The following is a 26904-nucleotide window of genomic DNA, read 5'->3' as shown; positions in this document are numbered from 1 at the left end:
CTGCATTCTATATAATGCTGCAAGTGCGCCCCAGGGATCGACGACAATATGAGTGACATTAGGAAGAGGGTGGTGCTCCACTTCCCCGGCTTCGAGCCTTTGGACGCTGCCGCGCATCGCGCGCGCTACGAGCGTTCGGCGCGGCAGAGCGCTGCTGTGTGGGGGTATTCCGTTGCCGTCGACGAGCTCAGGAATTTTGGTCGAGCGCCCTATTTCGATGTCGTGGCCGAAGCTGCGGATTGGCACACTCAAAGCCGTGTTCATATCGTCGATCACAATGATCTCGTTTCGGCATTGAACGGCAGACCGTTCTTCACCCGACTGCTGCAAGGCTATCGCGCTGCCGCCAGCGTTGCCGCGTCCGGCGGCATGGTCGGCTACTTCCGCTACGCGTGGCGCTTCGGCCTTTTCTTCATCTTTCCCTTTATGCTGATGCTGGTCGGGCTGCTACTCAGCCTTTTGATTGCATTCACGCCGTTCATCTTCGGGCTGCCGGGCTGGAGCCATATCGGCAGCATAGCACTGGCCGTGGCCTTCTTTGTTTATGGTTTCCTGCCGCAGGCCGAAAAGCTGCATACGCTGCATCTCTTTTCCGACTGGGAAATGGCGGTCGCTATGGCCGGTCTGACCGGGCTCGGCGGCGAACAATGGCTGGAGGCATGTGCCATTAGCGTGCGCCAGGCGCTGGATGAGCCGGGTGCCGACGAGATCGTCATATCCTCGCACAGCATGGGATCGTCAGTAGCAACACACGTCGTCGGTCTTTTGCTGGAGCGCGAACCTGAATTGTTCGACGGGAAGCGCGTGGTGTTTGCCACGCTTGGAAGCGCCATCCTGCAATGCGCGCTCATGCGCCCCGCAACGGTTCTGCGCTCGCGCGTCGGTCTCATCGCACGCTGCACCAATATATTCTGGCTGGACGTTCACTGTCTGACCGATGCGATCCATTTTTATAAGACCAAGGTCGCGGCCGTCTGTGGGCACCCGGATGCACGGCAGGCTTCAATCCTGTTCGTGCGCTTCAAGCAGATGCTTTCGGAGAAGCATTACAAGAAGATCAAGCGCGATTTCCTGCGGGTCCATCGGCAATATGTGCTCGGACCAGACATGCGGGCAATGTTCGATTTCACCCTGATGACCGCAGGCCCATTACAGGCCGAACGTTTTGCCGCGTTTTCGCCGAAAAACCTGCCGGAGCTGACGTTCAACTCCGGCGTCGATGTTCAGGCAGCGTCAGTCGGGCGCTGACGTCTGCAGCGCCAGGGCGTGCAGCACGCCGCCCATATTACCCTTCAGGGCATCATAGACCATCTGGTGCTGCTGTACGCGGCTCTTGCCGCGGAAGGCTTCCGCGACAACTTCGGCTGCATAATGATCGCCATCCCCGGCCAGGTCGCGAATCGTCACCTTGGCGCCGGGAATGCCGGCCTTGATCATGTCTTCGATATCGCCGGGGTTCATGGGCATGAGTGGTCTACCTCGATTATTCAGCAGCGGCGAGCGCGCCGCCATCCATGAAGGCAGGAAACCACGATTCATGCGCATCGCGCAACTGTTCAACCGGAAGCGTTAACAGGCCATCGATCGCAAGTGCGTCGCCGCCGACGGTTCCGAGACGGCGGAAGGGCACACCGGCGCTCTCCGCATTGATGCAGACGAAATCGGCGACATCGGCCGGAACAGTGATGACGTAACGAGCCTGATCTTCGCCGAAAAGTGCCGCATGCGGCAGCGTCCTGCATTCACCGAGATCGATGCGCAGACCCTTGCCAGATGCCATCGCCATTTCCGCCAGAGCAAGCGCGAGGCCGCCGGACGAAATGTCGTGGCAAGCCGTGACCTGGCCGTTGCGGATGGCGGAGCGAATGAAATCGCCGTTGCGGCGTTCGGCAAAGAGATCGACTTCCGGGGCCGGACCGTCGGTGGAACCAATGATATCGCGCAGATAGATCGACGAGCCGAGATGGCTGCCGTCAAGGCCGATCATCAGGACGCGGTCACCTTCCGAAGCGGAACCGATGCGAGCCATCGTCTTCCAGTCCGGCAGCAGGCCGACGCCGGCAATGGTCGGGGTCGGCAGGATCGCGACGCCGTTGGTTTCGTTGTAGAGCGAGACGTTGCCGGAGACGATCGGGAAATCAAGTGCGCGGCAGGCTTCGCCGATGCCCTTGATGGCGCCGACGAACTGGCCCATGATTTCGGGCTTCTCCGGATTGCCGAAGTTCAGATTGTCGGTCGCGGCCAGCGGCTCGGCGCCGGTTGCCGTGATGTTGCGCCAGCATTCGGCCACAGCCTGCTTGCCGCCTTCGAACGGGTCGGCTTCGACATAGCGCGGCGTGACGTCGGACGAGAAGGCGAGGGCTTTGGTCGGATGACCTTCGACGCGGACGACGCCGGCGTCACCGCCGGGAAGCTGCAGCGAGTTGCCCTGGATCAGCGTGTCGTACTGTTCGTAGACCCAGCGGCGGCTGGACTGGTTGGCAGAGCCAACGAGTTTCAGCAGGGCCTGGCCATAGTCTTCCGGCGCGGCGACGAGATCGGCGGGCAGGGCGGCACGCTTGTCGGCTTCGCGCCACGGACGGTCGTATTCCGGCGCCTGGTCGCCCAGATCCTTGATCGGGAGGTTGGCGACTTCCTCGCCCTGATGGATGACGCGGAAGCGCAGATCGTCGGTCGTCTTGCCGACGATGGCGAAATCCAGGCCCCACTTGACGAAGATCGCCTTGGCGACGGCTTCCTTTTCCGGCTGCAGCACCATGAGCATGCGCTCCTGGCTTTCCGATAGCATCATTTCATAGGCCGTCATCTGCTCTTCGCGTACCGGCACTTTGTCGAGATCGAGCTCGATGCCGAGGTCGCCCTTGGCGCCCATTTCGACGGCCGAGCAGGTGAGACCGGCTGCACCCATGTCCTGGATGGCAATGACGGCGCCCGTCTGCATCAGTTCCAGGCAGGCTTCCAGCAGGCACTTCTCGGTGAAGGGGTCACCGACCTGAACAGTCGGGCGCTTTTCCTCGATCGATTCGTCGAATTCAGCCGATGCCATGGTCGCGCCGCCGACACCGTCACGGCCGGTCTTGGCGCCGAGATAAACGACCGGCAGGCCGACACCCTTGGCTTCCGAGAGGAAGATCGCGTTGGACTTGGCAAGGCCCGCCGCAAAGGCGTTGACGAGAATATTGCCGTTATAGCGTGCGTCGAACTCTACTTCGCCGCCGACCGTGGGAACACCGAAGGAGTTGCCATAGCCGCCGACACCGGCAACGACGCCGGAGACGAGGTGACGGGTCTTCGGGTGATCCGGCTCGCCGAAGCGCAGTGCGTTCATGGCAGCAACCGGGCGGGCACCCATGGTGAAGACGTCGCGCAGGATGCCGCCGACGCCGGTCGCAGCACCCTGATAAGGCTCGATGTAAGACGGGTGGTTATGGCTCTCCATCTTGAAGACGACGCAGTCGCCGTCATCGATATCGACGACACCGGCATTTTCGCCCGGACCCTGAATGACGCGCGGTCCCTTGGTCGGCAGCGTGCGGAGCCACTTCTTGGAAGACTTGTACGAGCAGTGCTCGTTCCACATGGCCGAGAAAATGCCGAGCTCGGTGAAGGAGGGCTCGCGGCCGATCAGATCCAGAATGCGCTGATACTCATCCGGCTTGAGGCCGTGGGCGGCAATCAGTTCGGGGGTGATCTGGATCGAATTGGAAATGGTCATGGGCGCTCGAGGGTCCTTGCCTGTAAAGGGTTTGAAGGCCGGTCAGGGGATCGGGGTCTCTTTAGCGCAAGTCTCCCTGTCGTGCGACAGGAAAATCACCGGCGTTCACAAGACGCCGGCATTCATTTCCGAGTTTTAAACGAGCAGCCCATTGAGGCCGCTCACAGAAGGTCAGAATTTGTAGCCGACCATGACGCCGGCACGAGTCATGCCGCCATTCGGCCCATCGCAGAGATTAGCGTGCGACGAATGGGCGATCTGAGCCATGACGTTCCAGTGGCTGTCGAAATTATATCCGAGGCCGGCATATTCGTGGAACAGCAGGCGGCAGCCGAGCATCGGGCCGTGGTCCTGCCAATTGTCGAGATTGCCGGTATGGACCGTCCCGCCGAAGCCGACTTCCGTGAAGATGCCGTTGCTGTGCGTCAGCGTCCAAGAGAGACCGCCATAGACCTGTGTCGCCGAACCGGCTGTTCCGATCGACGTTCCCACATGGATGCGAGGATGGGCCAGTTGGTCCTTCCAATCGGCCGTCGGATTGTAGCCGAACGGATTGAAGAGCACCTGAACTTCCGGAAACACGCCCTTTTCGTGGTCATAGCCGCTCTGGATGGAGCCGCTTGCGCCGAAACGGAGTTCGTCGAAAATCTTGACAGGAGGCGCGGTCGTCACTTGATCGGCAGCGGTTGCGACAGAATTGCCTACGATGAAGATGGAACTGACTGCCAGAAAACTCGTCACTAAACGCTTGCTTAAATTGCATGCTGAAACGCGATCTATAGCCATGCACTCCCCCTGGCTGGCGGGCGAATCTTTAGTATTTCTGAGGGACTAGTAGGTTGCTAAGTGTCGGCAAAACGCAATCGGAATCTTGCTATTCCGTTGTCAATAAGCGGCAAGGCTTGCTTAAATGTGACTATCGTAACCGGACGAACCGTTTTCCAGCAACCGTCGCAGTGTCATGAAGCCTGCCGTGACATCTTCCCGTTGTTTTGGCGATGAGAAAGCAACGCGGACGCGATGATAGACTTTTTCCATGCGCGCGGCCTTGAATTCATCTTCGTCGTCGATCAGAACGCCGTCTCCAATCGCTGCGTTCTTGAACGTGCCTGACAGCCATGGCTCCGGCAATTTCAGCCACAGAAACGGCAGATGCGGATGCGAGTTGAACTCGAAGCCTGCCAATGCTTCCCGTGCAATCTGCTCGCGCGCCTTGATTTCCTCGACCGCTTTGCGGCGTAGATCCAATGCATGACCATCAAGCACCAGACGGGCACAGGTCTCCGCGAGAATGAAGGGCAGACCGCCCGTCGTCATCTTGTGCGTGACCTTGATGCGTTGGGCGAAATGCGGCGGGCAGGCGACCCAGCCGCCGCGCACGCCGGCTGTCACCGACTTCGACAGGCTGCTGACGACAAAGGTGCGCTCGGGTGCGATAGCCGCCATCAGCGGATTCTCATCGCCGGTCATGCCGCCGTAAAGATCATCCTCGATCAGCCAGACGCTATGGCGGCGAGCAATTGCCGCGATGGCGCGACGACGAGCCTCAGGCATTGTCACCAGTGTGGGATTATGCGCTGTCGGCATCAGGAAGGCGAGGCGGGGATGCTGCTGTTGGCACAGCCGTTCGAACTCGTCCGGAATCATGCCGTGCTCGTCGGAATCGACCAATACCGAGCGCCGTCCGAGAAGACGGGTGGCGCGGCTGATCTGGGTATAGGTCAGATTCTCGAAGACAATCTTATCACCGGGTGAGGTAACGGCCGAAATGACGGCTATGGCGCCGGCATGGGCACCCAGCGTCGGTACGACCGTATCTATATCGGGGATCCAGCCATTGCGGGCAAGCCAGATCTTTCCGGCTTCGAACCAGCTTGTCGGGAAGTTCCGGGAGTAGGAGGAAATCTCGGCCTGATGCTCTGTGCTGATATCCGCAAAGAGTTTGCCGATGATGCCGCCCTGGCCGATATCCGGCGCAGCCGTCGTATCGAAGCGGATTTTGGCGTCGGGCGTGTTCAAGCCGCGCGTGCCGGCAAGCGCCTGAGTGATCGGATCCACCTGTTCGATCTGTTTGCCGTTCGAGCGCTCCAGCACATAGGTGCCTCGTCCGACTTCACCCGCCACCAGGCCGCGCTCATGCACGAGCGCATAGGCCCTGCTCACCGTGCCGATGGTAACGCCAATGTCATAGGCAAGATTGCGCTGCGGCGGCAGCTTCGTGCCGGGCGGCAAGACACCATGCGTAATCGCGTTCTCGATGCAGTCGGCAACGCGGATATAGACCGGTCCATTGCCGCTCGAAATGTCAGGGAGCCAATTTGTCATAATGACAATTTCCTAGATTGCATCGCGTTCGGAGTCAATACTAAGTGTCAATTGTACTGTTTGGCTCGGTACGCCAATATTTGTCACTATCACGAGAGCGATGCAATGAGTACAATCGATACAATCTGCTCGACCGAGGCGGGACAAGCTCCCGCCTTGGGTCGCGATAACACAGCGGCTCAGCCAAAGCCGCGCCTGACGATGCGCCTCTGGGCATCCTTCCTATCGTGGAGGCAAACGCGCGAGGGCCGTTATGTCCTGCGCGAGTTGACCAACGAACAGTTGCGTGACATCGGGCTGACGCGCCGGCAGGCAATGAAAGAAGTCAACAAATCGTTCTTCTGGGATTGATCGGATCGCGCTGCCTGCTTTAGCCCGCATGGGGCAGCCTTCAGTTTAGACCGAGGGTCGCAAGCACGAAATCGGCGCGCTCTGCGACGCTGGTTTTGGGCAATATGTGGGCTTCGTAACCGAGAGCCGAGTAGTCGGTGATCAGACGCTCGTATTCGGCGATCGCTTCCGAGAGCCCGTGTCTGCGTTCGCCATCACCAACATAGATTTCCGGCCATGGTGGCGTGAGAAAGACATGGCTGTTGTAGCGGTGCATTGGGCCATAGGTAGTCAAGGCTGGCTCTCCCGTGACATGCCGGAGCGCCGATATGGCATCGATCAACCCTCTGTCGAAGAAGACGGTACCGGGGAGCGCTGCTGCGGCCTGCCGATCGGCGAGCGACATATCGATTGCCCGGCGAATGAATGCTTCGATATCGACCCACGGCAAGGCGGAGCCGCCGCCTGCCAGCTCCTGAGCGACGATACGCCGTCCCGGCTCCTCGATGACGTGGTGCCCACGCAATCTCAAAGCCTCCAGCAACGTCGATTTACCGCCGCCTGAGCAGCCCGAAAGAATGACAAATCTGTCCATGGCATTAGCCCCTATTGTTGAAGGAACGTCATGCGTCGGCTGGGATGTTGCAGATTGAACAGATCAGGGTATTGCTTAGGTGCAGCTCTTCGACCCTGCAGCCCAACGATTGACGTCACCTGTGATGCGGCCGCCTGAAGCGCCGCTCATCATCGGACCGAAGGCCTGCAGCTGTGCAGGGCTACCTTCCGCCTGCACAACAAGCGACGGCCGGCCGGTCGGATGCTTCTTGTCGACCACGAGGATGCGCGGCCGACCGGTAAAGGAATTGAGTTCGGGAGAGAGTTGATAGCCGCTGAAGCTCGGATCTGACGACTTGAACCAGCAGGTGCTGGCGCTCAGCATGACACGCTCCATTGTCGACAGGGCGCTATGATCCGTCGCGCTGATGCTTGGCGGCTTCGGGCCGCACGATGTCACCAGTAACCCAACCATCGCGATGGCAGCGGCAGAAGAAAGTCCTGTCAGAAGGCGAGCGCGCATCAATCTCTTTCCAATAAGGCGTTCAGGGCTTGCGTGCCGCATATCGCCAAGTCACTTTTCGGTGTCTTCGCTGTTCTATGCAAAGACGCCGATTTTATGGTTCCGATGGCCGTTCAGCCCTTCATCAAGCGGCGATCACGCCAAGTGCGGATGCAAAAAGCCCGCGACCGTCGCTGCCGCCATGGGCCGCCTCGATCAGATTCTCCGGATGCGGCATCATGCCGAGCACATTGCCCTTGGCGTTTACGACGCCGGCGATATCGTTGACCGATCCGTTCGGATTGGTGCCTTCGGCGTAGCGGAAGACCACCTGGCTATTATCTTCTAGCGCCTTCAGCGTGTCGGCATCGGCAAAATAGTTGCCGTCGTGATGCGCAACAGGGCTACGGATGATCTGGCCCCTGGCATAAGCCGCGGTAAAATCCGTCTCGGCATTGACGACTTCCAGCTTCACTTCGCGGCAGACGAATTTCAGCGAGGAGTTACGCATCAAGGCGCCCGGAAGCATGCCGGCCTCAAGCAGGATCTGGAAGCCGTTGCAAACGCCGAGAACTTTCACGCCCTTGTCTGCCTTGTCTTTGATCGCCTGCATGATCGGCATGCGCGCTGCGATCGCGCCGCATCGCAGATAGTCGCCATAGGAAAAACCGCCGGGAATGACGATCAGGTCGACATCCGGAATCTCGGTCTCTGTCTGCCAGACGGTTACCGGTGCTTGACCGGAAATCTTGGTCAGTGCCGCGATCATGTCGCGATCGCGATTGAGGCCGGGAAGTTGGACGACTGCTGATTTCATGATGCTGGTCCCGCAAGAGGCGAAAGATACTGGCTTGGAACGTGATCGGTGAGCCATATCCCATTGTCGCTGACAAAGAAAGAATGACCTTCCGCATGCATGCGCGCCGCATCGATTTCGAGGATGATATGATCACCCTTCCGTCTCGTTGCGACGATTTTGGCTGTCTCCACATCCGGTGACAGGTGAACATGATGGCGCTGCATCTTCTTCAATCCCGACGCCTGAATAGCTGGCCAGCTCTCGAGCGCTGTTCCGTGAAACAGCGTCGATGGCGGCACTGATGCGATCAAGGCCAGGTCGACAGCGACACTATGACCCTGCGCCGCACGGATGCGATCATCCATCAATGTGAAGCGCTTCTTGGGATTGGAAGCGATCACCTCCAGGATATCGGCCTCGCTTACATCGAAGCGGTCCAGGACGGCCTTCTTCAGATCGATGAAAGGCACCCAACCTTCCGAATCCAGATGCAAGCCGACTTCATGGGGCGCATGCCTCAGCACGTAGCTCATGAACTTCGAGATGTCGGTCTGGAGTTTCGTGGATGCCATCAACGGTGTCAGTCGATCGAAATGCTGAAGTTCTCGATGACGGTGTTGGCGAGGAGCTTTTCGCACATCGCCTTGAGGTCCGCTTCCGCCTTGGCCTTGTCGGTGCCTTCCAGCTGAAGGTCGAAGACCTTGCCTTGGCGGGCCTGGTGGACGCCGTCAAAGCCGAGTGCACCGAGAGCGCCTTCGATTGCCTTGCCCTGCGGATCGAGAACGCCGTTCTTCAGCGTGACGGTTACACGAGCCTTGATCACGATTGTCCTTCCTGAACTTACTTGACGAGAACCGGTCCCGTGCCGCGCACGGGTTCGTTTTCATTGATGATTCCGAGGCGGCGAGCGACTTCGGAATAGGCTTCCAGCAGGCCGCCCATGTCGCGGCGGAAGCGATCCTTGTCCATCTTCTCGCGGGTTTCGATATCCCAGAGACGGCAGCTGTCCGGGGAGATCTCGTCGGCGAGGATGATGCGCATCATGTCGCCTTCGAACAGACGGCCGCATTCGATCTTGAAATCGACGAGCTGGATGCCGACGCCGAGGAAAAGGCCGGTCATGAAGTCGTTGACGCGGATGGCAAGCGCCATGATGTCATCGAGTTCCGCCGGATTGGCCCAGCCGAAAGCCGTGATGTGCTCTTCGGAAACCATCGGGTCCTCGAGCGCGTCGGACTTGTAATAGAACTCGATGATCGAGCGCGGCAGGACAACGCCTTCCTCGATACCGAGGCGTTTGGCGAGCGAACCGGCCGCGACATTGCGCACGACGATCTCGAGCGGAATCATCTCCACTTCCTTGATCAGCTGCTCGCGCATATTGAGGCGGCGGATGAAATGGGTGGGAATGCCGATCTTGTTCAGATGGCTGAAAATATACTCGCAGATGCGATTGTTCAGAACACCCTTGCCATCGATGACTTCGTGCTTCTTCTTGTTGAAGGCGGTAGCGTCGTCCTTGAAGAACTGGATCAGCGTGCCCGGCTCAGGTCCTTCATAAAGGATCTTGGCCTTGCCTTCGTAGATACGGCGGCGACGGTTCATTGGTATTGTTCTCTGTCTTTGGCGCTCATGGGACAGCGCAAGTGGATCGTGTGTGGGCGTCCCCATAACGGATAAGAAGCGAATTCACAATCCGCCTGCGCCTCCTTCCTCGGAATTCCGGCCTTGGCGGGGCACCATTGCTGGGAATCGGGATCCTGTCATGACCTGTTTTACAGGCTTTTATCTAACGATGGAATGAAGGTGCCTGTTACTTCACAGGCTTATGAGGGCTTGCCTCGCCTCCATTCGATGCACGCTGTGCGATTATGGTTTCAACTGGCTCAGGAATTTCGCAAAAACCATCGTGCCTTCGGGCCATGGGCCGTGACCGGATTCGCTGTTGATATGGCCAGATTCCCCGGCGTCGATCAGGAGCGAACCCCAGCTGTTGGCAATCTCGTCGGCATGCTCGTAGCTGCCGAAGGGATCGTTCCGGCTTGCGATCGTGACCGAGGGAAACGGCAAGGGATCACGCGGGTAGGGGCCGAAGGTCATCAGATGCTTTGGCCGGATCGTGGCATTGGCGACATCAGGCGGCGCGACGAAGAAGGCACCGGCAACCTTGTTGCGAAAATGCGGGATGGCATGGATCGCAGAGGGAATGCCGAGAGAATGCGCCACGAGCACGACAGGGCGCTCCGAAGCATTCACCTCTTCGGCGATGCGGGCCACCCAATCGTCGCGCACAGGCTTCGACCACTCTGCCTGTTCAACACGGCGGGCGGTCGAGAGTTTCTGCTCCCAGCGCGTCTGCCAGTGATCGGCGTCTGAGTTGGTGTAACCGGGAATAATGAGGATATCTGCGTCGGAGACTTTCATGATGGGGCCGATGTGGAAAAGGTGAACCCAAGTGTCAAGGGAAAAAGGCGACAATTGCGGCAAAATTTGCTAGGATCGCCTTTGCCGGTAGCGAATGACGATGTCGGCCACCAATTTGCCGCCATCTTGCACCGCCAGCCGAGCACCACGGTTGAGGAGGAGAGCATCATGACGGACTTTCACGTCATGGCTGGCGCGGATCGCGTATTCACGCGTCCGGCCATCCGCAAGATTGGCATTGCCGATCTCGTTGACGCCCTGAAGCTAGGGCTGAACGACTTCAGCGAAAAACCATCTCATTACGTCTTCTTATGCCTGATGTACCCGATAGCGGGCATTGCGCTCGCGATCTGGAGCACAGACCAGAATCTGCTGCCATTGCTGTTTCCGCTGATGTCCGGCTTCGCGCTGCTCGGCCCGTTGGCCGCCATCGGCCTCTATGAAATCAGCAAGCGCCGGGAGCAAGGGCTGGATACGTCCTGGAGCCATGCGTTCGATGTTCGCTTTTCACCGGCCCTGCCATCGATCATCGTCGCCGGCCTCATGCTTCTCGGCCTGTTCATCGTATGGCTATTCGTGGCCCAGAATATCTACTTCATCTATTTCGGCGATGGCGTGCCGCCAACACTTTCCTCCTTCCTGTCGAGCGTGACGACGACGCCCGAAGGCAGGGCGATGATGTTCTGGGGCGATCTTGCAGGATTCCTCTTTGCGCTCGTTGCATTGGCAACGACGGTCGTGACTTTTCCGCTATTGCTGGACCGGGACGTCGGTGTCGTCGCCGCGATCGACGCCAGCATCCGGGCAACGCTGACCAATCCGGTGCCGATCGCTGTCTGGGGTTTGATCGTGGCGGGACTGCTCGTCATCGGCACGATCCCGGTCTTTGCCGGGCTCGCCGTCGTGATGCCCGTTCTTGGCCACGCATCCTGGCATCTCTACCGCAAGCTGGTGGTTCGGGAGTAGCCGATCCGGCTTTCCTCGGTTCTCATCGGCCGGTGGAACCGCGACAGAGTTTTGACGTTTGATCCGCATCATCATGGAGATGCGGATCATGGCTTGGCTTACGCATATCTTCACCCGTTTCGCCGTCACGGTGTCCGAATGGACCGGCAAGCCCAGCATATTCGTGCTGGCACTTTTCTCGGTCATATTGTGGGGCGTCACAGGGCCGATTTTCGACTATTCCGATACATGGCAGCTGGTGATCAACACCAGCACGACGATCGTCACCTTCCTGATGGTGTTCCTGCTGCAGAACGCCCAGACCCGTGATACGCGCGCCATTCAAGCCAAGCTCAACGAGTTGATCCTGACCAGCGCCGCCGAGGATCGCTTTGTCGGAATTGAGAACCTCGACGAAGAGGATTTGAAACATCTCGACAGGCTTGTCGAAAAGGCCGCGAAGCGCCACGAAGAGCAATTGAATGACGCGGGTGGCAAGGTCAGCGACGGCGGTGCCACGATTGTGAAGAAATCCGCCGTGAAAAAAGAGAAGCGGCGCGACAGCCGCACCGCTTCCAATCGCAATCAATCCAAGACGGCGGCGTCTAGCCGAAAACCCGCTTGAAGATCGTATCGACGTGCTTGGTGTGATAGCCAAGGTCGAATTTTTCGCGGATGTCTTCTTCGGATAGCGCGGCGCGTACTTCCTGGTCGGCAAGCAGCTCCTCCAGGAAGTCCTTGCCCTGTTCCCAGACCTTCATGGCGTTGCGTTGAACCAGACGATAGGAATCCTCGCGGGAAACGCCGGCTTGGGTCAGCGCCAGCAGTACGCGTTGCGAGTGAACAAGTCCGCGGAATTTGTTCAGGTTGTTCATCATGTTTTCCGGATAGACGAGAAGCTTGTCGATGACGCTCGTCATGCGGGCCAGCGCGAAATCGAGCGTGACCGTGGCGTCCGGTCCGATCATGCGTTCGACCGAGGAGTGCGAGATGTCGCGCTCATGCCAGAGTGCAACGTTTTCCATGGCCGGCATGGCGTAAGAGCGAACCATGCGAGCAAGACCCGTCAGGTTTTCCGTGAGAACCGGATTGCGCTTGTGCGGCATCGCCGAAGAGCCCTTCTGGCCGGGCGAGAAATATTCCTCGGCTTCCAAAACTTCGGTACGCTGCAGGTGGCGGATTTCGGTGGCAAGACGCTCGATCGAAGAGGCGACGACGCCGAGCGTCGCGAAGAACATGGCATGACGGTCGCGGGGGATGACCTGCGTGGACACCGGCTCCGGCTTCAGGCCGAGTGCGGCGGCGACGTGTTCCTCGACGCGGGGATCGATATTGGCGAAGGTGCCGACGGCGCCGGAAATGGCGCAGGTGGCGACTTCCTCGCGGGCCGCGATCAGGCGCTGCTTGCAGCGCTCGAATTCGGCATAGGCGAGCGCCAGCTTGATGCCGAAAGTGATGGGCTCGGCGTGGATGCCGTGCGAACGGCCGATCGTGACGGTGTCCTTATGCTCGAAAGCGCGGCGCTTCAGGGCGTCCAGCAGCTTGTCGATATCAGCGAGCAGCAGATCCGTGGCGCGGACGAGCTGAACGTTGAAGCAGGTGTCGAGCACGTCGGACGAGGTCATGCCCTGATGGACGAAACGAGCGTCGGGACCGACGATCTCCGCAAGATGCGTCAGGAAAGCGATGACGTCGTGCTTGGTGACGGCTTCGATCTCGTCGATGCGCGCGACGTCGAACGTGGCCTTGCCACCCTTTTCCCAAATGGTTTCGGCGGCAGACTTCGGAATGACGCCGAGAGCGGACAGCGCGTCGCAGGCATGGGCTTCGATCTCGAACCAGATGCGAAACTTGGTTTCGGGCGACCAGATGGCGACCATTTCCGGTCGGGAGTAGCGCGGGATCATGGGCTCAAAACTTTCTTGGCTAACGGAACGGGAGAACTTGGCGCCCCCATAACAAAGACGGGCGGCAATCACAATGTTTCATGGGCACAATGTTGTCGGGGCGATCTTTCGCCTCAACGCCTGGCGCGTGCAAGATAGACGGATGCGGCGATCAGGAAAAGCAGGCCGAACGGCAGGAACAGGCTGAGGCCGAGCACGGCGAACTGATAGACGGCGCTGGCACCTGTAAACAGGAACTGGAATATCCAGATCAGCGAGCCGAACGGCGCGTGCCAGCGCGAGTAAAACCAGCGGTAATCCATGGCAAAGAGAAATGCCGTCATGGCGACGGTGCCGAGCGATAGAGCAAGGAAGAACGCGGCAAAACGTGCGCTCACCGGGCGGCTTCTGGCAAAACGGTCGGCCAGCGGCACCATGATAAGCCAGGAAATCGCGCTACCGAAAAAGTAGACGAGGGCGAGGGCGGTAATGTGGCTCGTCAGAAGGCCGTTGCGCAGATAAAGCGCTGCAAATACCGACACGGTCATGGCTGCGCCCCAGCAGACCGCACCGTATGAAATTCCAAGGCAGTAGGATGCGACGGTCCGCTTTCGGGCCGTCGCTTTCAGGATGGCGGTTGGATTAGTTTGATCCAACGCGGCCTCGTTCGGCTGCGGCTCTGAGATCACCGATCGTCTGCCGGTAGGCATCGACCGATTCTCCCTTGAAGATGGCCGAGCCGGCAACAAAGACGTTGGCGCCCGCAGCTGCAATCAGGCCGGCGGTTTCCGTGGAAACGCCGCCGTCGACTTCCAGCTCGATCGGCCGGTCACCGATCAGGGACTTGGCGCTGCGGATCTTGTCGGCCATGGCCGGGATGAACTTCTGGCCACCAAAGCCCGGGTTCACGGACATGATCAGGATGAGGTCGATATCGTCGAGTACGTTTTCCAGTATGGAAAGCGGTGTTGCCGGGTTGAGGGTAACGCCGACCTTCTTGCCGAGATGGCGGATGGTCTGCAGCGAACGATGCAGGTGCACGCCGGCTTCGGCATGAACCGTGATGCGATCGCAACCGGCTTTGGCGAACGCCTCGAGATAGGGATCGGCCGGCGCAATCATCAGATGGCAATCGAACGTTGCCGTCGTGTACGGGCGCAGCGATTTGATGACATCCGCACCGAAGGAAATGTTCGGGACGAAGTGACCGTCCATGATGTCGAGATGGATCCAGTCGGCTCCGGCCTCGGTCACATCCTTGACTTCCTGTCCAAGCTTGGCGAAGTCGGCGGCGAGAATGGAAGGGGCAATGCGGATCGGCAAGGTCATGGATAGCGAGACTCCATCTGATTTTTCGTGCATGGATTAGCACCGCTGCCGCGGGCAAACAACCGGTCGAACGGCTCGTTTCAGTTCGATGGCGGCGTTACCGGCGCAAAGGCATTGCCGCGCCATTCGAGCAGGCGATAGGGATTTTCAGTCAATTCGTGGTTCTGTCCGAATGTGATCGGACCGATCGCCGTCTGAAACGCATTGCCAATGAGGGCGTCGGCTATCGGCTTGTTCGCAGCCTTGGCGCGGTCGGCTGCCTGGCTGGCAATCTCGGCGGCGGCGGCGGCAGGCAGGATATAGCCGTCGGGCTCTATGCCGCCGGAGCGCATGGCCTGTACCGTTTCCTGTGATGCCGGCAGGCTTGCGTAATCTGGCAAGGCGATCGCCTGAACGCCGGGCAAAAGCGGCACGGGCTGATCGGCGGCGCGCATGGCATCGCCGCCCACGATCGCGAGCGGAATATTCTCGCTCTTAGCATCGCGGGCGATCACGGCGACGTCGCTGCGATCACCCCCGATGAAGACGCGCGCGGCGCCGGCCTTCTTCAAGCGGCGCACCAGTGCGATCTGCTGATCCTGGCCGGGGCGGTAGGTATCGGTAAAGACCGGCTTAAGCCCTTTTTCTTCGAGCGCGCTGCGGATGGCGCCGACCAGTTCCCGACCATGGATGGTGCCATCGTCAATCAGGGCCAACGGGTCGGCCGCCCAGTCTTTCAGGATGGTGTTGATGGCCATGGCGGCCTCCGCGCTATCCACCGGTGCGAGGCGGAAGAGCGGCCAGCCGTTCTTCAGTGCATCTTCCATCAAAATGCGGGAGCGAACGGAGACGGTGATTGCCGGTATGCCAGCATCCTTGAGGCGCGGCAAAGCGCCTTCCAGCGTTTCCGTGCAGAGAAAGCCGATCGCGACCTGGGCCTTGGCGGCAATCAGTGCCTCGGCGACAGCGCGGCCGCCATCCTCTGTGCAGGGTTCGTCGACAACGGTTGCCGTATCCTTCTGCGCCTGGATCTCGAAATTGGCGCCGGTGGTGACCTCAGCGCCCAATGTGCCGAAATTGCCATCCTGCGGTGCCACGACACCAATGTGGATTCCTGCGGCGTAGCTGCTTCCGGCCGCCGAAAGCAGCGCAAAAAGAAGCGGAAGGCGACGCAGAACGTTCATCGATGAATTATCCCGGACAATTTTTCTGCTCTATTTATCCACCTGAAGGCCATCGTCAAAGAAAAAGCAGCAAAATCGCTCTGTTTTCAATAATGCTATTGTAGAAAAGCTAACACCTGGCCGCCATATTGAGGAAAAGACGGCATATCAGGGAAAGATGGAGACGGTGGTGCTAGACAGGCAGCGTATGGATCCGGCGCTTTATCGCGATGCCATGAGCCGCTATGCGGGTCATGTGCAGCTGGTGACAACCGCCCTCGGCGGTGAGCGTCGTGGCGTGACGATCACAGCTGCCTGCTCCCTCTCGGACAGTCCTGCCACCGTTTTGATCTGCCTCAACAATAGCAATGTAAAAAACGAGATCTTCTTCAGGAGCGGCATATTCGCCCTGAATACGCTCGGTGCACATCATCAATCCCTGGCCGACGCCTTTTCGGGCAAGACGCCGCTGACGGTCGATGAGCGTTTTGCCGCCGGTACGTTCGAAACGCTTGCTACCGGAGCGCCGGTCCTGACGGATGCGCTTGCCGCCTTCGATTGCCGTGTCGTTGAAATGAAGCAGGCTTCGACGCACAATATCATCTTCGGTGAAGTGATGGCCGTGCGCTACAGTGAAGCGAAGCCGGCATTGCTGTATATGAACAGAGGCTATCACACGCTATAACTCCTCCAAGGGAGTTATCATGGCGGATCAGACATCATCACCTTCGCTGCCTCGCTCGATCGACGAGACGATGGCTTTGCTTGCAGCTCACGATTATCTGGCCGGCCGCGCGCTTGGCACCGTGCTTTTTCTTGCGTTGAAGATGAAGCGGCCTCTCTTTCTCGAGGGCGAGGCCGGCGTCGGCAAGACGGAGATCGCCAAGGTCTTGTCGAAAGCGCTCGACCGGCCGCTCATTCGCTTGCAATGCTATGAGGGGCTCGATGTATCCTCGGCCGTCTATGAATGGAATTACCCGGCGCAGATGCTGGAAATTCGTCTTGCCGAAGCATCGGGTCTGACAGACCGCGATCGCATCGAGGCGGATATTTTCTCGGAGCGATACCTCATTCGTCGGCCGGTGCTGCAGGCGCTGTCCGATGTCGGTGGGCGTGCGCCTGTGTTTCTGATCGACGAACTGGACCGAACAGACGAAGCCTTCGAGGCTTTTCTTCTCGAAGTGCTGTCCGACTTTCAGGTCACCATACCGGAACTCGGCACGATCCGCGCGCAAGAGCCGCCCATCGTCATCATCACCACCAATCGGACGCGTGAAGTTCATGATGCCCTGAAACGGCGGTGCCTCTATCATTGGGTCGATTACCCGCAGGCGGAGCAGGAACTGGACATCATTCGTCGCAAGGTGCCCGGCTGTAACGACGCCTTGTCATGCCAGATCGTCGCTTATGTCCAGAAGCTGCGCACGCTGGATCTCTACAAGAACCCGGGCGTCGCCGAGACGATTGACTGGGCCAACGCGCTCACGGAACTCGATCGGCTGGCGCTCGATCCTGAAACGATCTCCGACACGCTGGGAACATTGCTGAAATACCAGGACGATATTGCACGCATCCAGGGCAGCGAGGGCAAACGTGTGTTGGACGAGATGAAATCCGAGCTGCGGGCGGCGGGCTGAGAATGCAGACTGGCGCGCGGGATAGTCTTGTGGCCGCTCAGTCACCGCCGGGTGATGGACGGCTGGCTGACAATATCGTGCTGTTCGGGCGCGCACTTCGCAAAGCCGGTTTGAAGATCGGACCCGGCGCCATTGCGGATGCGATCGAGGCCGTCGAGGCCATCGGCATCGGCTCGCGTGACGAATTCCATGCGGCTCTCTGTTCGACCTTCGTAAAGCGGCACGAGGATATTGCGGTTTTCGACGAGGCATTTCGGCTTTTCTGGCGCTCGCGCGATCTGGTTTCCAAGATGATCGCGATGATGTCTCCTGTCGCGCCCGATAATCGGGAAAAGGAAAAGCCAAAACCCGGCGAAACGCGTGCCGCCGATGCGCTGTTGGGCAGTCGTGATAATCGGCGTCCTGAGCGTGAGACGCCCGATATCGAGATCGATGCCCGTTTCACGACTTCGGGCAGCGAAGTCCTGCGCAGGCTGGATTTCGCTCAGATGTCGGCGGTTGAGATCGCATTTGCAAAGAAGGAACTCGCCAAGCTCGAGTTGCCGCTCGACCGGGTACGCACACGCCGTTTTCAGCCATCTCGCCGATCCGCCAAGGTCGATCCGCGCGCGACGATGCGATCTGCCTTGCGCACGGGCGGCTCGCTGATCCTGCCGCGTTTTCGCCAACCAAGAGACATCCAGCCGCCGCTTGTCGTGCTGGCGGATATATCTGGTTCGATGAGCCAGTACACTCGCATCTTCCTGCATTTCCTGCATGTGCTGACGGAGCGTCGTCGTCGCGTTCATACGTTCCTGTTCGGCACGCGCCTGACGAACGTTAGCCGGGCGATGCGCCACAAGGATCCGGATCAGGCGCTGGACGAATGTGCCGCAGCGGTCCGCGACTGGTCCGGCGGGACGCGGATCGGCGAAACGCTCAAGGAGTTCAACCGGCTATGGGGCCGGCGGGTGCTTGGGCAGGGCGCGATCGTACTTTTGATTACTGATGGCCTCGAGCGCGAAGGCGTCGAGTTGCTGGCGCAGGAGATGGATCGACTTCATCGCTCGTGCCGGCGGCTGATCTGGCTCAACCCGCTCCTGCGCTTCGACGGCTTCGAGGCGCGTGCGCGTGGCGTAAAAGCCATGCTGCCGCATGTTGACGAATTCCGTCCCGTTCACAATCTATTATCTCTGGCCGATCTTGTATCGGCCCTTACGGCCGGCCGCGCGGGTGCCTATGATCCCAAGCGGTTTCTCGGCAAGCAATGAGGCACCGATGTCCGATCTACACGAAAATCTGGATCCGCTTGTCATTGCGGAGGAATGGGCGTCCGCAGGCCGCAACGTGGCGATGGCGACCGTTGTCGAGACCTGGGGTTCGGCACCGCGCCCGGCCGGCAGTCATCTCGTGATCGATGGTGAAGGCAATTTCCACGGTTCCGTTTCCGGTGGCTGCGTGGAAGGTGCGGTCATTACGGAAGCGCTCGATGTGATCGAAGGCGGAGAAGCCAGGATGCTCGAATTCGGTGTTGCCGATGAGACAGCGTGGCGCGTCGGCCTCTCCTGTGGTGGTCGCATCCGTGTCTATGTCGAGAGGCTTGCCTGATGGATCGTCAGATACTGGCGCGACTGAATAGTTTGCGCCGCGAGCGGCAGGCGGCGATCCTTGTTACGGATCTCACCGGAGGGTCGGACAGGCTCATTGTCGAAGGCGACGGACTGGAAGGATCATTGGCCGATGCCGTTGCGGCAGCTTTCCGTTCGGGCAAATCCTCGGCGGTGACTATCGACGGAAAGAGTGTCTTTCTCAACGTTCATCTGCCGCCGCCGCGCATCGTCGTCATCGGTGCCGTGCATATCAGCCAGGTTCTGGCGCGCATGGCGGCGCTGGCCGGCTTCGACATAACCATCATCGATCCCCGCACTGCCTTTGCCACACCGGAGCGCTTCGAAGGTATCGATCTGATTGCCGACTGGCCGGTGGACGCGCTGAAGGAGCGGCCGCTCGACAGCTATATGGCCCTGGTCGCCGTCACGCATGACCCGAAGATCGATGACGAGCCGATCATCCAGGCTTTGAGGACGGGCTGTTTTTACGTCGGCGCTCTCGGCAGCCGTAAGACCCATGCCGGCCGACTGGAGCGTTTGAAACGCGAGGGTGTGTCGGATGCCGATCTTGCTCGGATCCATGCGCCGATCGGGCTTCCGATCGGTGCAGCGAACCCGGCGGAAATCGCCGTTGCCATTCTGGCCGAGATCGTCGGGTCGCTTCGCGGTCGCGATGTTTCTTTGCCCAAGGGCGTAAGGCCATGATTTTTGGAGAATTTCAGACAGCTGAAGCGGAAGGGACGGTGCTTGCCCATTCGGTTCGATTGGCCGATGCCAGTTTCGGCAAAGGGCATAGGCTGGACCGTATCGATCTGGAGCGACTGGTTGCCGCCGGGATCGATCGCGTGATTGCCGCGCGCATCGAAGCCGGCGATCTGCTGGAGGATGAGGCAGCCGAACAGCTCGCACAGGCGGTTGCGCCCGATCATCTGACCTTCTCGGCGGCGGCGACCGGCCGTGTCAACGTCCACAGCGCTGTCGATGGGCTGTTCGCCGCAAATCGTGAGGCGGTCAACCGGCTGAATGGCGTCGATCCGGCGATTACCCTGGCTTGTCTTGACGATCATGTGTCCGTCCGTGCAGGCGATATGGTGGCCACCTTCAAGATCATTCCGCTCGCGGTTGCGGCAACGAAAGTTGCAGAAGGTATCGAGATTCTTCGGCGCATGGTGGTTTTCGAGGTCAAGCCGTTCCAGCCCCATGCCGTCTCGCTTGTCGCAACGCAGCTGCCTTCGCTGAAGGCCGGCGTGATGGACAAGACGACGCGCATTCTCTCACAGCGATTGCAGTCGTCGGGCAGCGTGCTGCAGCGAGAGGAGCGGGTGGCTCATCAGGCGAGCGCCGTTGCCGACGCCATCTGTCGTGCGGTCGAGGTGCCGGATCAACTGCCCAAGCTGGTGATCGTGTTCGGCGCCTCCGCCGTGATCGATGCCGACGATGTCATTCCGGCGGCGATCCGGCTTGCGGGTGGCGAGGTCATACAGGTCGGAATGCCCGTCGATCCGGGTAATCTTCTGGTGCTCGGCAAGCTTGGCGAGGTGCATATCATGGGCGCGCCCGGATGCGCGCGCAGCCCGAAGGAAAACGGTTTCGACTGGGTGTTGAACCGCATATTAGCCGGCGAACGACCGAGTTCCAGAGATATTAGCGGTATGGGTGTCGGAGGATTGCTGATGGAAATTCAATCCCGGCCACGGCCGCGCGACATCGCCGCCAAGCCTGCCGCGCAGATCTCTGTTGCCATCGTATTGCTGGCGGCCGGGAAGGCCAGCCGTATGGGCGACGGTGGCTCCCACAAGCTGCTGGCCGAATTCGATGGTGTGCCATTGATCCGCAAGTCGGCATTGACGGCGATCGAAAGCGGCGCCTCGGCGACTGTCGCGGTGACCGGGCATCGACGGGACGATATCGAGCGAGCGCTCGGCGATCTTGCGGTCGAGCGGGTCTATAATCCGGACTATGCTTCCGGCATGGCAAGTTCGCTTGTGGCAGGCGTCGGGACGCAAGTCGCGCAGGGAGCGGACGGCGTGCTTGTCATGCTGGCCGACATGCCCGGCGTGACTGGAGACGATCTGAAAACGCTTATTGCCGCCTTCCGCAAAGCCAACGGTCAGGCAATCGTCAGGGCGGTATCGGGTGGCAAGCGCGGCAATCCCGTCATCCTGCCGCGCTCGGTTTTCAGCGCGGTGATGCGGCTCGAGGGCGATGTCGGCGCACGCCACATCATCGAAACCTCGGGGCTTGCGGTGATTGATGTAGACATTGGCGAGGCGGCACATCTCGATGTCGACACGCCGGAGGCTGTCGTTGCGGCTGGTGGTGTTCTGAAGGGGTAGGGAATGGATAATACCGATATCGAGGAGATGTTTCAGTCGCTTGGGCCGATCACGATCAAGCGGATGTTTGGCGGCAAGGGTATTTATCACATGGGCAGGATCCTGGCGCTCGAGGTGGGCGACGAGATCCTCCTAAAGGCTGATGATGTCAGCGCCTCGGAGTTCGAGGCTGCCGGCGCGCGCCGCTGGGCCTATGAGGGCAAGAAAGGCAAGGCGGTGAACATGCCCTACTGGTCGGTTCCCGATGACGCCTTCGACGATCCGGATGTGATGGCGCGCTGGGTGGGGCTTGCCTATGAGGCTGCGTTGCGCGCAGACAAATAAGTTTCAGCGCAAATCGTCTTCGCTGAGATGCGCGATGGTTGCCTTGGCAAAATCGGAAAGCTGAGACGGCAATTCGGCACGGCCGAACCAGCCGAAGTCAGAGAGCTTGTCGGGCTCCACCAATCGCGGCTCGCCGGAGAAATCACGGCAGACATAGATCAGCGAGATCCAGTGCTGGCGATCAGCCTCGACCATCACTTCTTCTGTGCAAAGATATTCGATTTGTCCGATCGAGAGGCCGCTTTCCTCTTCCGCTTCGCGGATGGCTGCCTTGGCGGCTGGTTCCATATGGTCGACCTTGCCGCCGACGATGCTCCAGAAGCCTGCTTCCGGCGCTTTCAGGCGCCGATAAAGCAATATCTTACCGTCCCGCAGAATTGCCAGACCAGTTCCTAATCCAGGGAAATCGATACCGGGCTTGCCCAATGCTTGGATCCCGCTGTTACGGCAACGGTGACCACACGGGACTCCGCTGCGTGTTCTAGAGGATCTATCAGGCCTTGGCGTTCGCGACGATCAGCATGAAAGCAGGGATGTCGTCACCGAAACCAACCGGTGTCGGACCGTCATCGTGGTCGCGGTAGCGATTACGGCGCTCGCGATTGTCGTCGTTTGCAGCGGGGAAGGGGCGATTATTGTTGCGAGAACCGTTGTGGGACTTGTTGTTGTTCTCAGACTTGCGCTCGTTTCTCACGCTTTCGGCCTTTGCTGGTGCTGCTTCGATCGCTACGACGCCATTATCCTCGACGTCGATATCAGATTTATGACTCGAGGCACTCCGGCCTCCGCGGCTGCGATCCCGATCGCGGCCCTTGCCCTTGGTGTCGCGACGGCGCGAGGAACGATTATCATCATTGCTCTCGTCTGCCGGCGGAAGCGACGACAGGTCGCCGCTCAACCACTGCACATCCTCGCCGATCAGCTTCTCGATCGCGTCGACATGCTTGGTGTCGCGCTTCGTCACGATCGTGAAAGCGGCGCCAGAGCGGCCAGCGCGGCCGGTACGGCCGATACGGTGAACATAATCTTCCGAATGGATCGGAACATCGAAGTTGAAAACGTGGCTGACGTCGGGGATGTCGAGGCCGCGCGCTGCGACATCGGAAGCAACGAGCAGCTGCAGGTTCCCGTCCTTGAAATTCTGCAGCATGGTCATACGCGAGCGCTGATCCATGTCACCGTGCAGGGCGCCGGCGGAGAAGCCATGACGATCCAGGGAGCGGAAAAGATCGGAAACATCCTTCTTGCGATTGCAGAAGATGATTGCGTTCTTGAGATCCGTCTGGGCGCGGATGAGATCGCGCAGCGTGGCGCGCTTTTCGTAATCCTTGCCATGCGAGGCTACGAAGCGCTGCGTCACGGTCTTGGCCGTCGATGCCGGCTTCGCAACTTCGACGCGCTCCGGATTCTGTAGGAAGCGGTCGGCCAGCTTCTGGATTTCCGGGGGCATGGTTGCCGAGAAGAACAGCGTCTGACGCGTGAACGGGATCAGCTTCGCGATACGCTCGATATCCGGGATGAAACCCATATCGAGCATGCGGTCGGCTTCGTCGATCACCAGGATCTCCACGGCACTCATCAGCAGCTTGCCGCGTTCGAAGTGATCGAGCAGGCGGCCGGGCGTGCAGATCAGCACATCGGCGCCACGCTCAAGCTTGCGGTCCTGGTCTTCGAAGGACACGCCGCCAATCAGCAGTGCGATGTTCAGGCGATGGTTCTTGCCGTATTTTTCGAAATTCTCGGCGACCTGAGCTGCCAGTTCGCGCGTCGGCTCGAGAATCAGCGTGCGCGGCATGCGAGCGCGGGCGCGGCCCTTTTCGAGAAGGGTCAGCATCGGCAGCACGAAAGAGGCCGTCTTGCCGGTTCCCGTCTGCGCAATGCCGCAGATATCGCGGCGCTGAAGCGCAAATGGAATGGCTCCGGCCTGGATCGGAGTCGGTGTCGTGTAACCCGCGTCAGTCACCGCGGAAAGGACTTTTTGGCTCAAGCCAAGGTCAGCAAATGTTGTCAAAGGGAAAACTAGTTCCGTCTTGGTTCGGTCGAACACTATGAATCGACACGCAAGAACGTGCCGGAATGCAGCGCGACATAGAACCAAATACCTAGGAAGTCAAGGAAAGCAGAGGCTTCAGCCGGCCTGAAGCTATTTCGTGACGCAATTTTCAGATTAGTGTCATGTTTGTTGCCGGTTTGTCACAAATTCGGCGGCTAAATTGCGCCCAATCCGTTGATGTAACTTGCAAGCTTCGTTCCGGCATTGATGAAATACATGGGGTCCACGGGATGCCCGTTCTCGCGAACCTCGTAGTGCAGATGCGTTCCCGTCGAACGCCCCGTGCTACCGGCGAGGCCGATGACATCGCCCATGCCGATCTTGTCGCCGGCTTTCACCAACACCTGTTCCATATGGCCGTAGCGCGTGGATATGCCGTCGCCATGATCGATCTCGACCATGTTGCCGTAACCGCCGGTCCAGCCGGCGGAGACCACTTTACCCGGTGCCGTCGCCTTGATCTTTTCGCCGGGGCTAAAATGGAAATCGGTGCCGGTGTGGAGCGCAAGCGTCCCGAAGAACGGGTCCTTGCGGTTGCCGAACGGGCTGGTAATGAGCTTGCCGGGCGCCGGGTTGCGGAAAGGCAGGCTTTCGGCAGCGCCGCGAACCGTTTCCAGACGCGTCAATGCGGTGTCCAGATCCGCCATGGACTGTTCGAACTGATCGACATTTTCCGGCGCCACATAGGGGCCGCCAACGCCGCCATCCTCATCTTCAGTACTTGCAACAGCGTCCGGCACTTTCACCCCAACATTGTGCATGATCGACTGGATCTGGTTTGCCGTGTCGGAGGCGTCGGCGGTGAGATTGCGGATGCGCGTGAGTTGATCCTGCTCGATGTGCTTCAGCGAAAGGGTCACTTTGGAGAAGACACGGTCGGCGCGGTCGGCGACCGTTTCAGGGGCGGGAACATAGGCGAGGGTGGAGTTATCGGGGGCAACGTCGGAAGTCTTGCCGCCGGCGAGAATCTTGTCGATGGCCTTCGGAGCGGTCAGCTGGGCGTGCTCATTCTTGCCGGCCGGAGCGTTCGCATCGTCATGAGAACCCTTGTCCGTCAGGCCGGAGCTTTCGGCTCGATCCAGCAGGGCATTCAATTTGCCGCCGCGCGAGGAGAGTTGCTGCTGCTGCTCGATGAGCTTGTCGACCTTCTGCTCGACAACCTGCTGATCGAGGAGCTGACGTGACGTGACGCGATCGACCTGTGCGCGCAAGGCGGCGATACGATCCTCGTAATCATATTGCATCCGCGCCTGGCGTGCCATCGTCGCGCCGATCAGATCGTCGCGCAGCACGAGATAGGACGTTGCGAGGAGATAGCCGATCGAAAACAGACCGACCACGCAGACGGCAAGTGCGGCCATCCACGGGCGCACGGTCATATGACGCACCATGTCGCCGCTGGCGAGGATGATCGTGTGTTGCCGCTGTTGCTTGCCGAAAACCCGGTTCTGAGGCATTGCTGTCACCGAGACTCTCCCAATCGATGCCTTTTGACACCCATTGGAAGTACACGCCATTATGGTTAACGAATACTTTCTTTGTCGTGGCTAGATCCCGGAAAACGCTTTCGCCTTAATATATTAAGCGTTGCTTGTGGATGTGAGCGAGCGGTAGAAAGAGGGCGTCAATCCGGCCTCTGCCCGTGCGATGTCATTGAAAGGCGCCTTGAGCGAGCCGCGGAAATTGGCGCGCACCAGCTCCTGAAAGGTGCGTGCGGGATCGCGCTTCTCGCGGGCGCATAGGAAGCGAAACCACTTGGCGCCGACGGCAACGTGGCCTTTCTCGTCATTGTAGATGACGTCGAGCACGGCTGCACTTTCCAGATCGCCCGTCTCGCGCATTTTCGCCTGGAGTGCCGGCGTTACGTCTAGGCCACGTGCCTCGAGGATCAGCGGCACGACCGCCAGGCGGGCGGTCAGATCCGTTCTGGTGGCGTGGGCTGCCTGCCAGAGGCCGTCATGAGCGGGAAGGTCGCCGTAATCGGCGCCAAGCTCGCGCAATCGCTCGCGTACCATGCGGAAATGCTTGGCCTCTTCGAAGGCGACCTGCATCCAGCCGTCGAAGAAGGAATTCGGAACGGGCTCTGTGGCAAAGCGCGCGACGATATCTAGCGCGAGATCGACGGCATTCAGCTCGATATGGGCAATGGCATGCAAGAGCGCGATGCGGCCCTTGAGCGTGTGCAGCGAGCGCTTCTCCATGTGTTTCGGCGGAACCAGTTCGGGACGCTCAGGTCTGCCGGGACGATCTGCCAATGGCGGATCGAGCGGCGAGCGCAGGGAGAGCGTGCGGGCAAACCAGCGCGTTGCCGATTCCTGCGCCAAACCGGTCTTGCGATCGAGATCGGGAGACCGGATGGCGGCAATGGCACCGCCGCGTAGCGAGGTGATCGTTTCGGCGGTGCCTGCCATGCCCTCAAAGCTCCGTTGCCGCGGCAAGAACATCGTCCGCGTGCCCGGCAACCTTGACCTTGTCCCAGATCCTGGCGATGCGGCCGTCGGCACCGATCAGGAAGGTCGAGCGCACGACGCCCATGTAGGTCCGGCCATACATGCTCTTTTCGCGCCACACGCCATAGGCATTCGCCATCGCTTGGTCCTCGTCCGACGCAAGGGGAACGGACAGCGAATGTTTCTTCACGAATTTATCGTGGCTCTTCACCGTATCCGGCGATATGCCGAGGATGGCAACGCCAAGCGCGGCGAAATCGGCAGCGAGCGCGGTAAAGGAAATCGATTCGGCGGTGCACGCCGTGGTGTCATCTTTTGGGTAAAAGAAGAGGACCAACGGCTTTCCTGCAAAATCAGCAAGGCCAATGCGGCCGCCGCCATCGCGTGGACGATCGAAATCGGGAGCGTTGTCGCCAACATTCAATTCAATTTGAGCAGCTTCCGTCACGGGAAAACCTTTCTTTCGCCGGTTTTTTAGATGACACACCCGGTGAGCCATATATACTGATCCGGCATGGCGTCCACATGGGACGCGGCGTCACCAACAAAATTGCTGAGAACGA

General features: G+C 59.6%; 31 protein-coding genes. 11 read left to right on the top strand and 20 right to left on the bottom strand.

Annotated features, from left to right (window positions below; translation table 11 throughout):
- Window positions 1-48 precede the first annotated feature (48 nt).
- Window positions 49-1248, top strand: coding sequence for a hypothetical protein (locus tag HGP17_RS05255; RefSeq protein ID WP_168806547.1), 1200 nt, complete (start codon window positions 49-51; stop codon window positions 1246-1248).
- On the opposite strand, the gene HGP17_RS05250 is transcribed toward HGP17_RS05255, so the two are convergent.
- The 4 genes from HGP17_RS05250 to HGP17_RS05235 form a co-directional block, all read right to left on the bottom strand.
- Window positions 1234-1467 (bottom strand): BolA family transcriptional regulator, encoded by a 234-nt coding sequence (locus HGP17_RS05250; protein WP_004108912.1) that lies wholly within the window; start codon window positions 1465-1467, stop codon window positions 1234-1236. The two genes, HGP17_RS05255 and HGP17_RS05250, sit on opposite strands and share 15 nt — an antisense overlap.
- Window positions 1468-1483: 16 nt before the next feature.
- On the bottom strand, window positions 1484-3715 hold the full coding sequence (purL, locus tag HGP17_RS05245; RefSeq protein ID WP_168806545.1) for a phosphoribosylformylglycinamidine synthase subunit PurL: 2232 nt from the start codon (window positions 3713-3715) through the stop codon (window positions 1484-1486).
- 171 nt (window positions 3716-3886) lie between these two features.
- A complete protein-coding gene (locus HGP17_RS05240; protein WP_168806543.1) occupies window positions 3887-4501 on the bottom strand; it encodes an acyloxyacyl hydrolase in 615 nt (204 codons plus the stop codon).
- A gap of 120 nt (window positions 4502-4621) precedes the next feature.
- Complete coding sequence (locus HGP17_RS05235; protein ID WP_168806542.1) at window positions 4622-6040, bottom strand: PLP-dependent aminotransferase family protein; 1419 nt, start codon at window positions 6038-6040, stop codon at window positions 4622-4624.
- A 105-nt stretch (window positions 6041-6145) separates the two neighbouring features.
- Here HGP17_RS05235 and HGP17_RS05230 point away from each other — a divergent pair, with 105 nt between their 5' ends.
- Entirely contained in the window at window positions 6146-6391 is a 246-nt protein-coding gene (locus HGP17_RS05230; RefSeq protein WP_168806540.1) for a DUF1127 domain-containing protein, read from the top strand.
- A 40-nt stretch (window positions 6392-6431) separates the two neighbouring features.
- Here the strand turns inward: HGP17_RS05230 and HGP17_RS05225 are convergent, their stop codons facing one another.
- The 7 genes from HGP17_RS05225 to HGP17_RS05195 form a co-directional block, all read right to left on the bottom strand.
- On the bottom strand, window positions 6432-6965 hold the full coding sequence (locus HGP17_RS05225) for an AAA family ATPase (RefSeq protein WP_168806538.1): 534 nt from the start codon (window positions 6963-6965) through the stop codon (window positions 6432-6434).
- Between the two features lie 75 nt (window positions 6966-7040).
- Window positions 7041-7448 (bottom strand): hypothetical protein, encoded by a 408-nt coding sequence (locus tag HGP17_RS05220; protein WP_168806536.1) that lies wholly within the window; start codon window positions 7446-7448, stop codon window positions 7041-7043.
- Between the two features lie 124 nt (window positions 7449-7572).
- Window positions 7573-8244 (bottom strand): phosphoribosylformylglycinamidine synthase subunit PurQ, encoded by a 672-nt coding sequence (gene purQ / locus HGP17_RS05215; protein WP_168806534.1) that lies wholly within the window; start codon window positions 8242-8244, stop codon window positions 7573-7575.
- Window positions 8241-8798 carry an RNA 2'-phosphotransferase gene (locus HGP17_RS05210; RefSeq protein ID WP_168806532.1) on the bottom strand — a complete coding sequence of 186 codons (558 nt, stop codon included), beginning with the start codon at window positions 8796-8798 and terminating at the stop codon, window positions 8241-8243. The genes purQ and HGP17_RS05210 overlap by 4 nt, the downstream gene beginning before the upstream one ends.
- 8 nt (window positions 8799-8806) lie before the next feature.
- Window positions 8807-9049, bottom strand: a complete 243-nt coding sequence (purS, locus tag HGP17_RS05205) for a phosphoribosylformylglycinamidine synthase subunit PurS (protein ID WP_168806530.1) — start codon at window positions 9047-9049, stop codon at window positions 8807-8809.
- A 17-nt stretch (window positions 9050-9066) separates the two neighbouring features.
- Window positions 9067-9831, bottom strand: coding sequence for a phosphoribosylaminoimidazolesuccinocarboxamide synthase (gene purC / locus HGP17_RS05200; protein WP_069613005.1), 765 nt, complete (start codon window positions 9829-9831; stop codon window positions 9067-9069).
- A gap of 264 nt (window positions 9832-10095) precedes the next feature.
- Complete coding sequence (locus HGP17_RS05195; protein ID WP_168806528.1) at window positions 10096-10650, bottom strand: alpha/beta hydrolase; 555 nt, start codon at window positions 10648-10650, stop codon at window positions 10096-10098.
- Between the two features lie 168 nt (window positions 10651-10818).
- Here HGP17_RS05195 and HGP17_RS05190 point away from each other — a divergent pair, with 168 nt between their 5' ends.
- Entirely contained in the window at window positions 10819-11616 is a 798-nt protein-coding gene (locus HGP17_RS05190) for a DUF2189 domain-containing protein (protein ID WP_168806526.1), read from the top strand.
- Window positions 11617-11704: 88 nt separating this feature from the next.
- Entirely contained in the window at window positions 11705-12220 is a 516-nt protein-coding gene (locus HGP17_RS05185) for a low affinity iron permease family protein (protein WP_168806524.1), read from the top strand.
- On the opposite strand, the gene purB is transcribed toward HGP17_RS05185, so the two are convergent.
- From purB to HGP17_RS05165, 4 genes are all read right to left on the bottom strand, one after another.
- On the bottom strand, window positions 12201-13502 hold the full coding sequence (purB, locus tag HGP17_RS05180) for an adenylosuccinate lyase (RefSeq protein WP_168806522.1): 1302 nt from the start codon (window positions 13500-13502) through the stop codon (window positions 12201-12203). The genes HGP17_RS05185 and purB overlap by 20 nt on opposite strands.
- A 113-nt stretch (window positions 13503-13615) precedes the next feature.
- Entirely contained in the window at window positions 13616-14029 is a 414-nt protein-coding gene (locus tag HGP17_RS05175; protein ID WP_205925871.1) for a hypothetical protein, read from the bottom strand.
- A 94-nt stretch (window positions 14030-14123) separates the two neighbouring features.
- Window positions 14124-14810, bottom strand: coding sequence for a ribulose-phosphate 3-epimerase (gene rpe, locus HGP17_RS05170; protein ID WP_168806520.1), 687 nt, complete (start codon window positions 14808-14810; stop codon window positions 14124-14126).
- An 80-nt stretch (window positions 14811-14890) separates the two neighbouring features.
- Window positions 14891-15973: an ABC transporter substrate-binding protein gene (locus tag HGP17_RS05165; protein ID WP_168806518.1), complete on the bottom strand. Its 1083-nt coding sequence runs from the start codon at window positions 15971-15973 to the stop codon at window positions 14891-14893.
- A gap of 187 nt (window positions 15974-16160) precedes the next feature.
- Here HGP17_RS05165 and HGP17_RS05160 point away from each other — a divergent pair, with 187 nt between their 5' ends.
- From HGP17_RS05160 to HGP17_RS05130, 7 genes are read left to right on the top strand one after another with little or no spacing between them, the layout of a single operon-like run.
- Window positions 16161-16637, top strand: a complete 477-nt coding sequence (locus tag HGP17_RS05160; protein WP_205925870.1) for a flavin reductase family protein — start codon at window positions 16161-16163, stop codon at window positions 16635-16637.
- A gap of 19 nt (window positions 16638-16656) precedes the next feature.
- Window positions 16657-17589: a MoxR family ATPase gene (locus HGP17_RS05155; protein WP_168806514.1), complete on the top strand. Its 933-nt coding sequence runs from the start codon at window positions 16657-16659 to the stop codon at window positions 17587-17589.
- Between the two features lie 2 nt (window positions 17590-17591).
- Window positions 17592-18839 carry a VWA domain-containing protein gene (locus HGP17_RS05150; RefSeq protein WP_168806513.1) on the top strand — a complete coding sequence of 416 codons (1248 nt, stop codon included), beginning with the start codon at window positions 17592-17594 and terminating at the stop codon, window positions 18837-18839.
- Window positions 18840-18846: 7 nt separating this feature from the next.
- Window positions 18847-19176 carry an XdhC family protein gene (locus HGP17_RS05145; RefSeq protein WP_168806511.1) on the top strand — a complete coding sequence of 110 codons (330 nt, stop codon included), beginning with the start codon at window positions 18847-18849 and terminating at the stop codon, window positions 19174-19176.
- Complete coding sequence (locus tag HGP17_RS05140; protein WP_168806509.1) at window positions 19176-19883, top strand: XdhC family protein; 708 nt, start codon at window positions 19176-19178, stop codon at window positions 19881-19883. Before HGP17_RS05145 ends, HGP17_RS05140 begins: the two co-directional genes overlap by 1 nt.
- The gene (locus HGP17_RS05135; RefSeq protein WP_168806507.1) at window positions 19880-21514 is read left to right on the top strand and encodes a molybdopterin-binding/glycosyltransferase family 2 protein; all 1635 of its coding nucleotides are present in this window, start codon (window positions 19880-19882) and stop codon (window positions 21512-21514) included. The genes HGP17_RS05140 and HGP17_RS05135 overlap by 4 nt, the downstream gene beginning before the upstream one ends.
- 3 nt (window positions 21515-21517) lie before the next feature.
- Window positions 21518-21838 (top strand): TfoX/Sxy family protein, encoded by a 321-nt coding sequence (locus tag HGP17_RS05130; RefSeq protein ID WP_168806505.1) that lies wholly within the window; start codon window positions 21518-21520, stop codon window positions 21836-21838.
- A 3-nt stretch (window positions 21839-21841) separates the two neighbouring features.
- On the opposite strand, the gene HGP17_RS05125 is transcribed toward HGP17_RS05130, so the two are convergent.
- From HGP17_RS05125 to HGP17_RS05105, 5 genes are all read right to left on the bottom strand, one after another.
- The gene (locus tag HGP17_RS05125) at window positions 21842-22264 is read right to left on the bottom strand and encodes an NUDIX domain-containing protein (protein ID WP_168806503.1); all 423 of its coding nucleotides are present in this window, start codon (window positions 22262-22264) and stop codon (window positions 21842-21844) included.
- Between the two features lie 67 nt (window positions 22265-22331).
- Window positions 22332-23849 carry a DEAD/DEAH box helicase gene (locus HGP17_RS05120; RefSeq protein ID WP_168806501.1) on the bottom strand — a complete coding sequence of 506 codons (1518 nt, stop codon included), beginning with the start codon at window positions 23847-23849 and terminating at the stop codon, window positions 22332-22334.
- A 197-nt stretch (window positions 23850-24046) separates the two neighbouring features.
- On the bottom strand, window positions 24047-25357 hold the full coding sequence (locus HGP17_RS05115; RefSeq protein ID WP_168806499.1) for a peptidoglycan DD-metalloendopeptidase family protein: 1311 nt from the start codon (window positions 25355-25357) through the stop codon (window positions 24047-24049).
- Window positions 25358-25471: 114 nt separating this feature from the next.
- Window positions 25472-26302, bottom strand: coding sequence for a ferritin-like domain-containing protein (locus HGP17_RS05110; RefSeq protein ID WP_168806497.1), 831 nt, complete (start codon window positions 26300-26302; stop codon window positions 25472-25474).
- 4 nt (window positions 26303-26306) lie between these two features.
- On the bottom strand, window positions 26307-26789 hold the full coding sequence (locus tag HGP17_RS05105; RefSeq protein ID WP_168806495.1) for a peroxiredoxin: 483 nt from the start codon (window positions 26787-26789) through the stop codon (window positions 26307-26309).
- Window positions 26790-26904 lie beyond the last annotated feature (115 nt).

Source organism: Rhizobium sp. P38BS-XIX, assembly GCF_012641435.1.
Lineage (GTDB): Bacteria > Pseudomonadota > Alphaproteobacteria > Rhizobiales > Rhizobiaceae > Rhizobium.
Note: the sequence above shows the minus strand (reverse complement) of the source record. Positions and strands in the feature narration are given on the sequence as shown.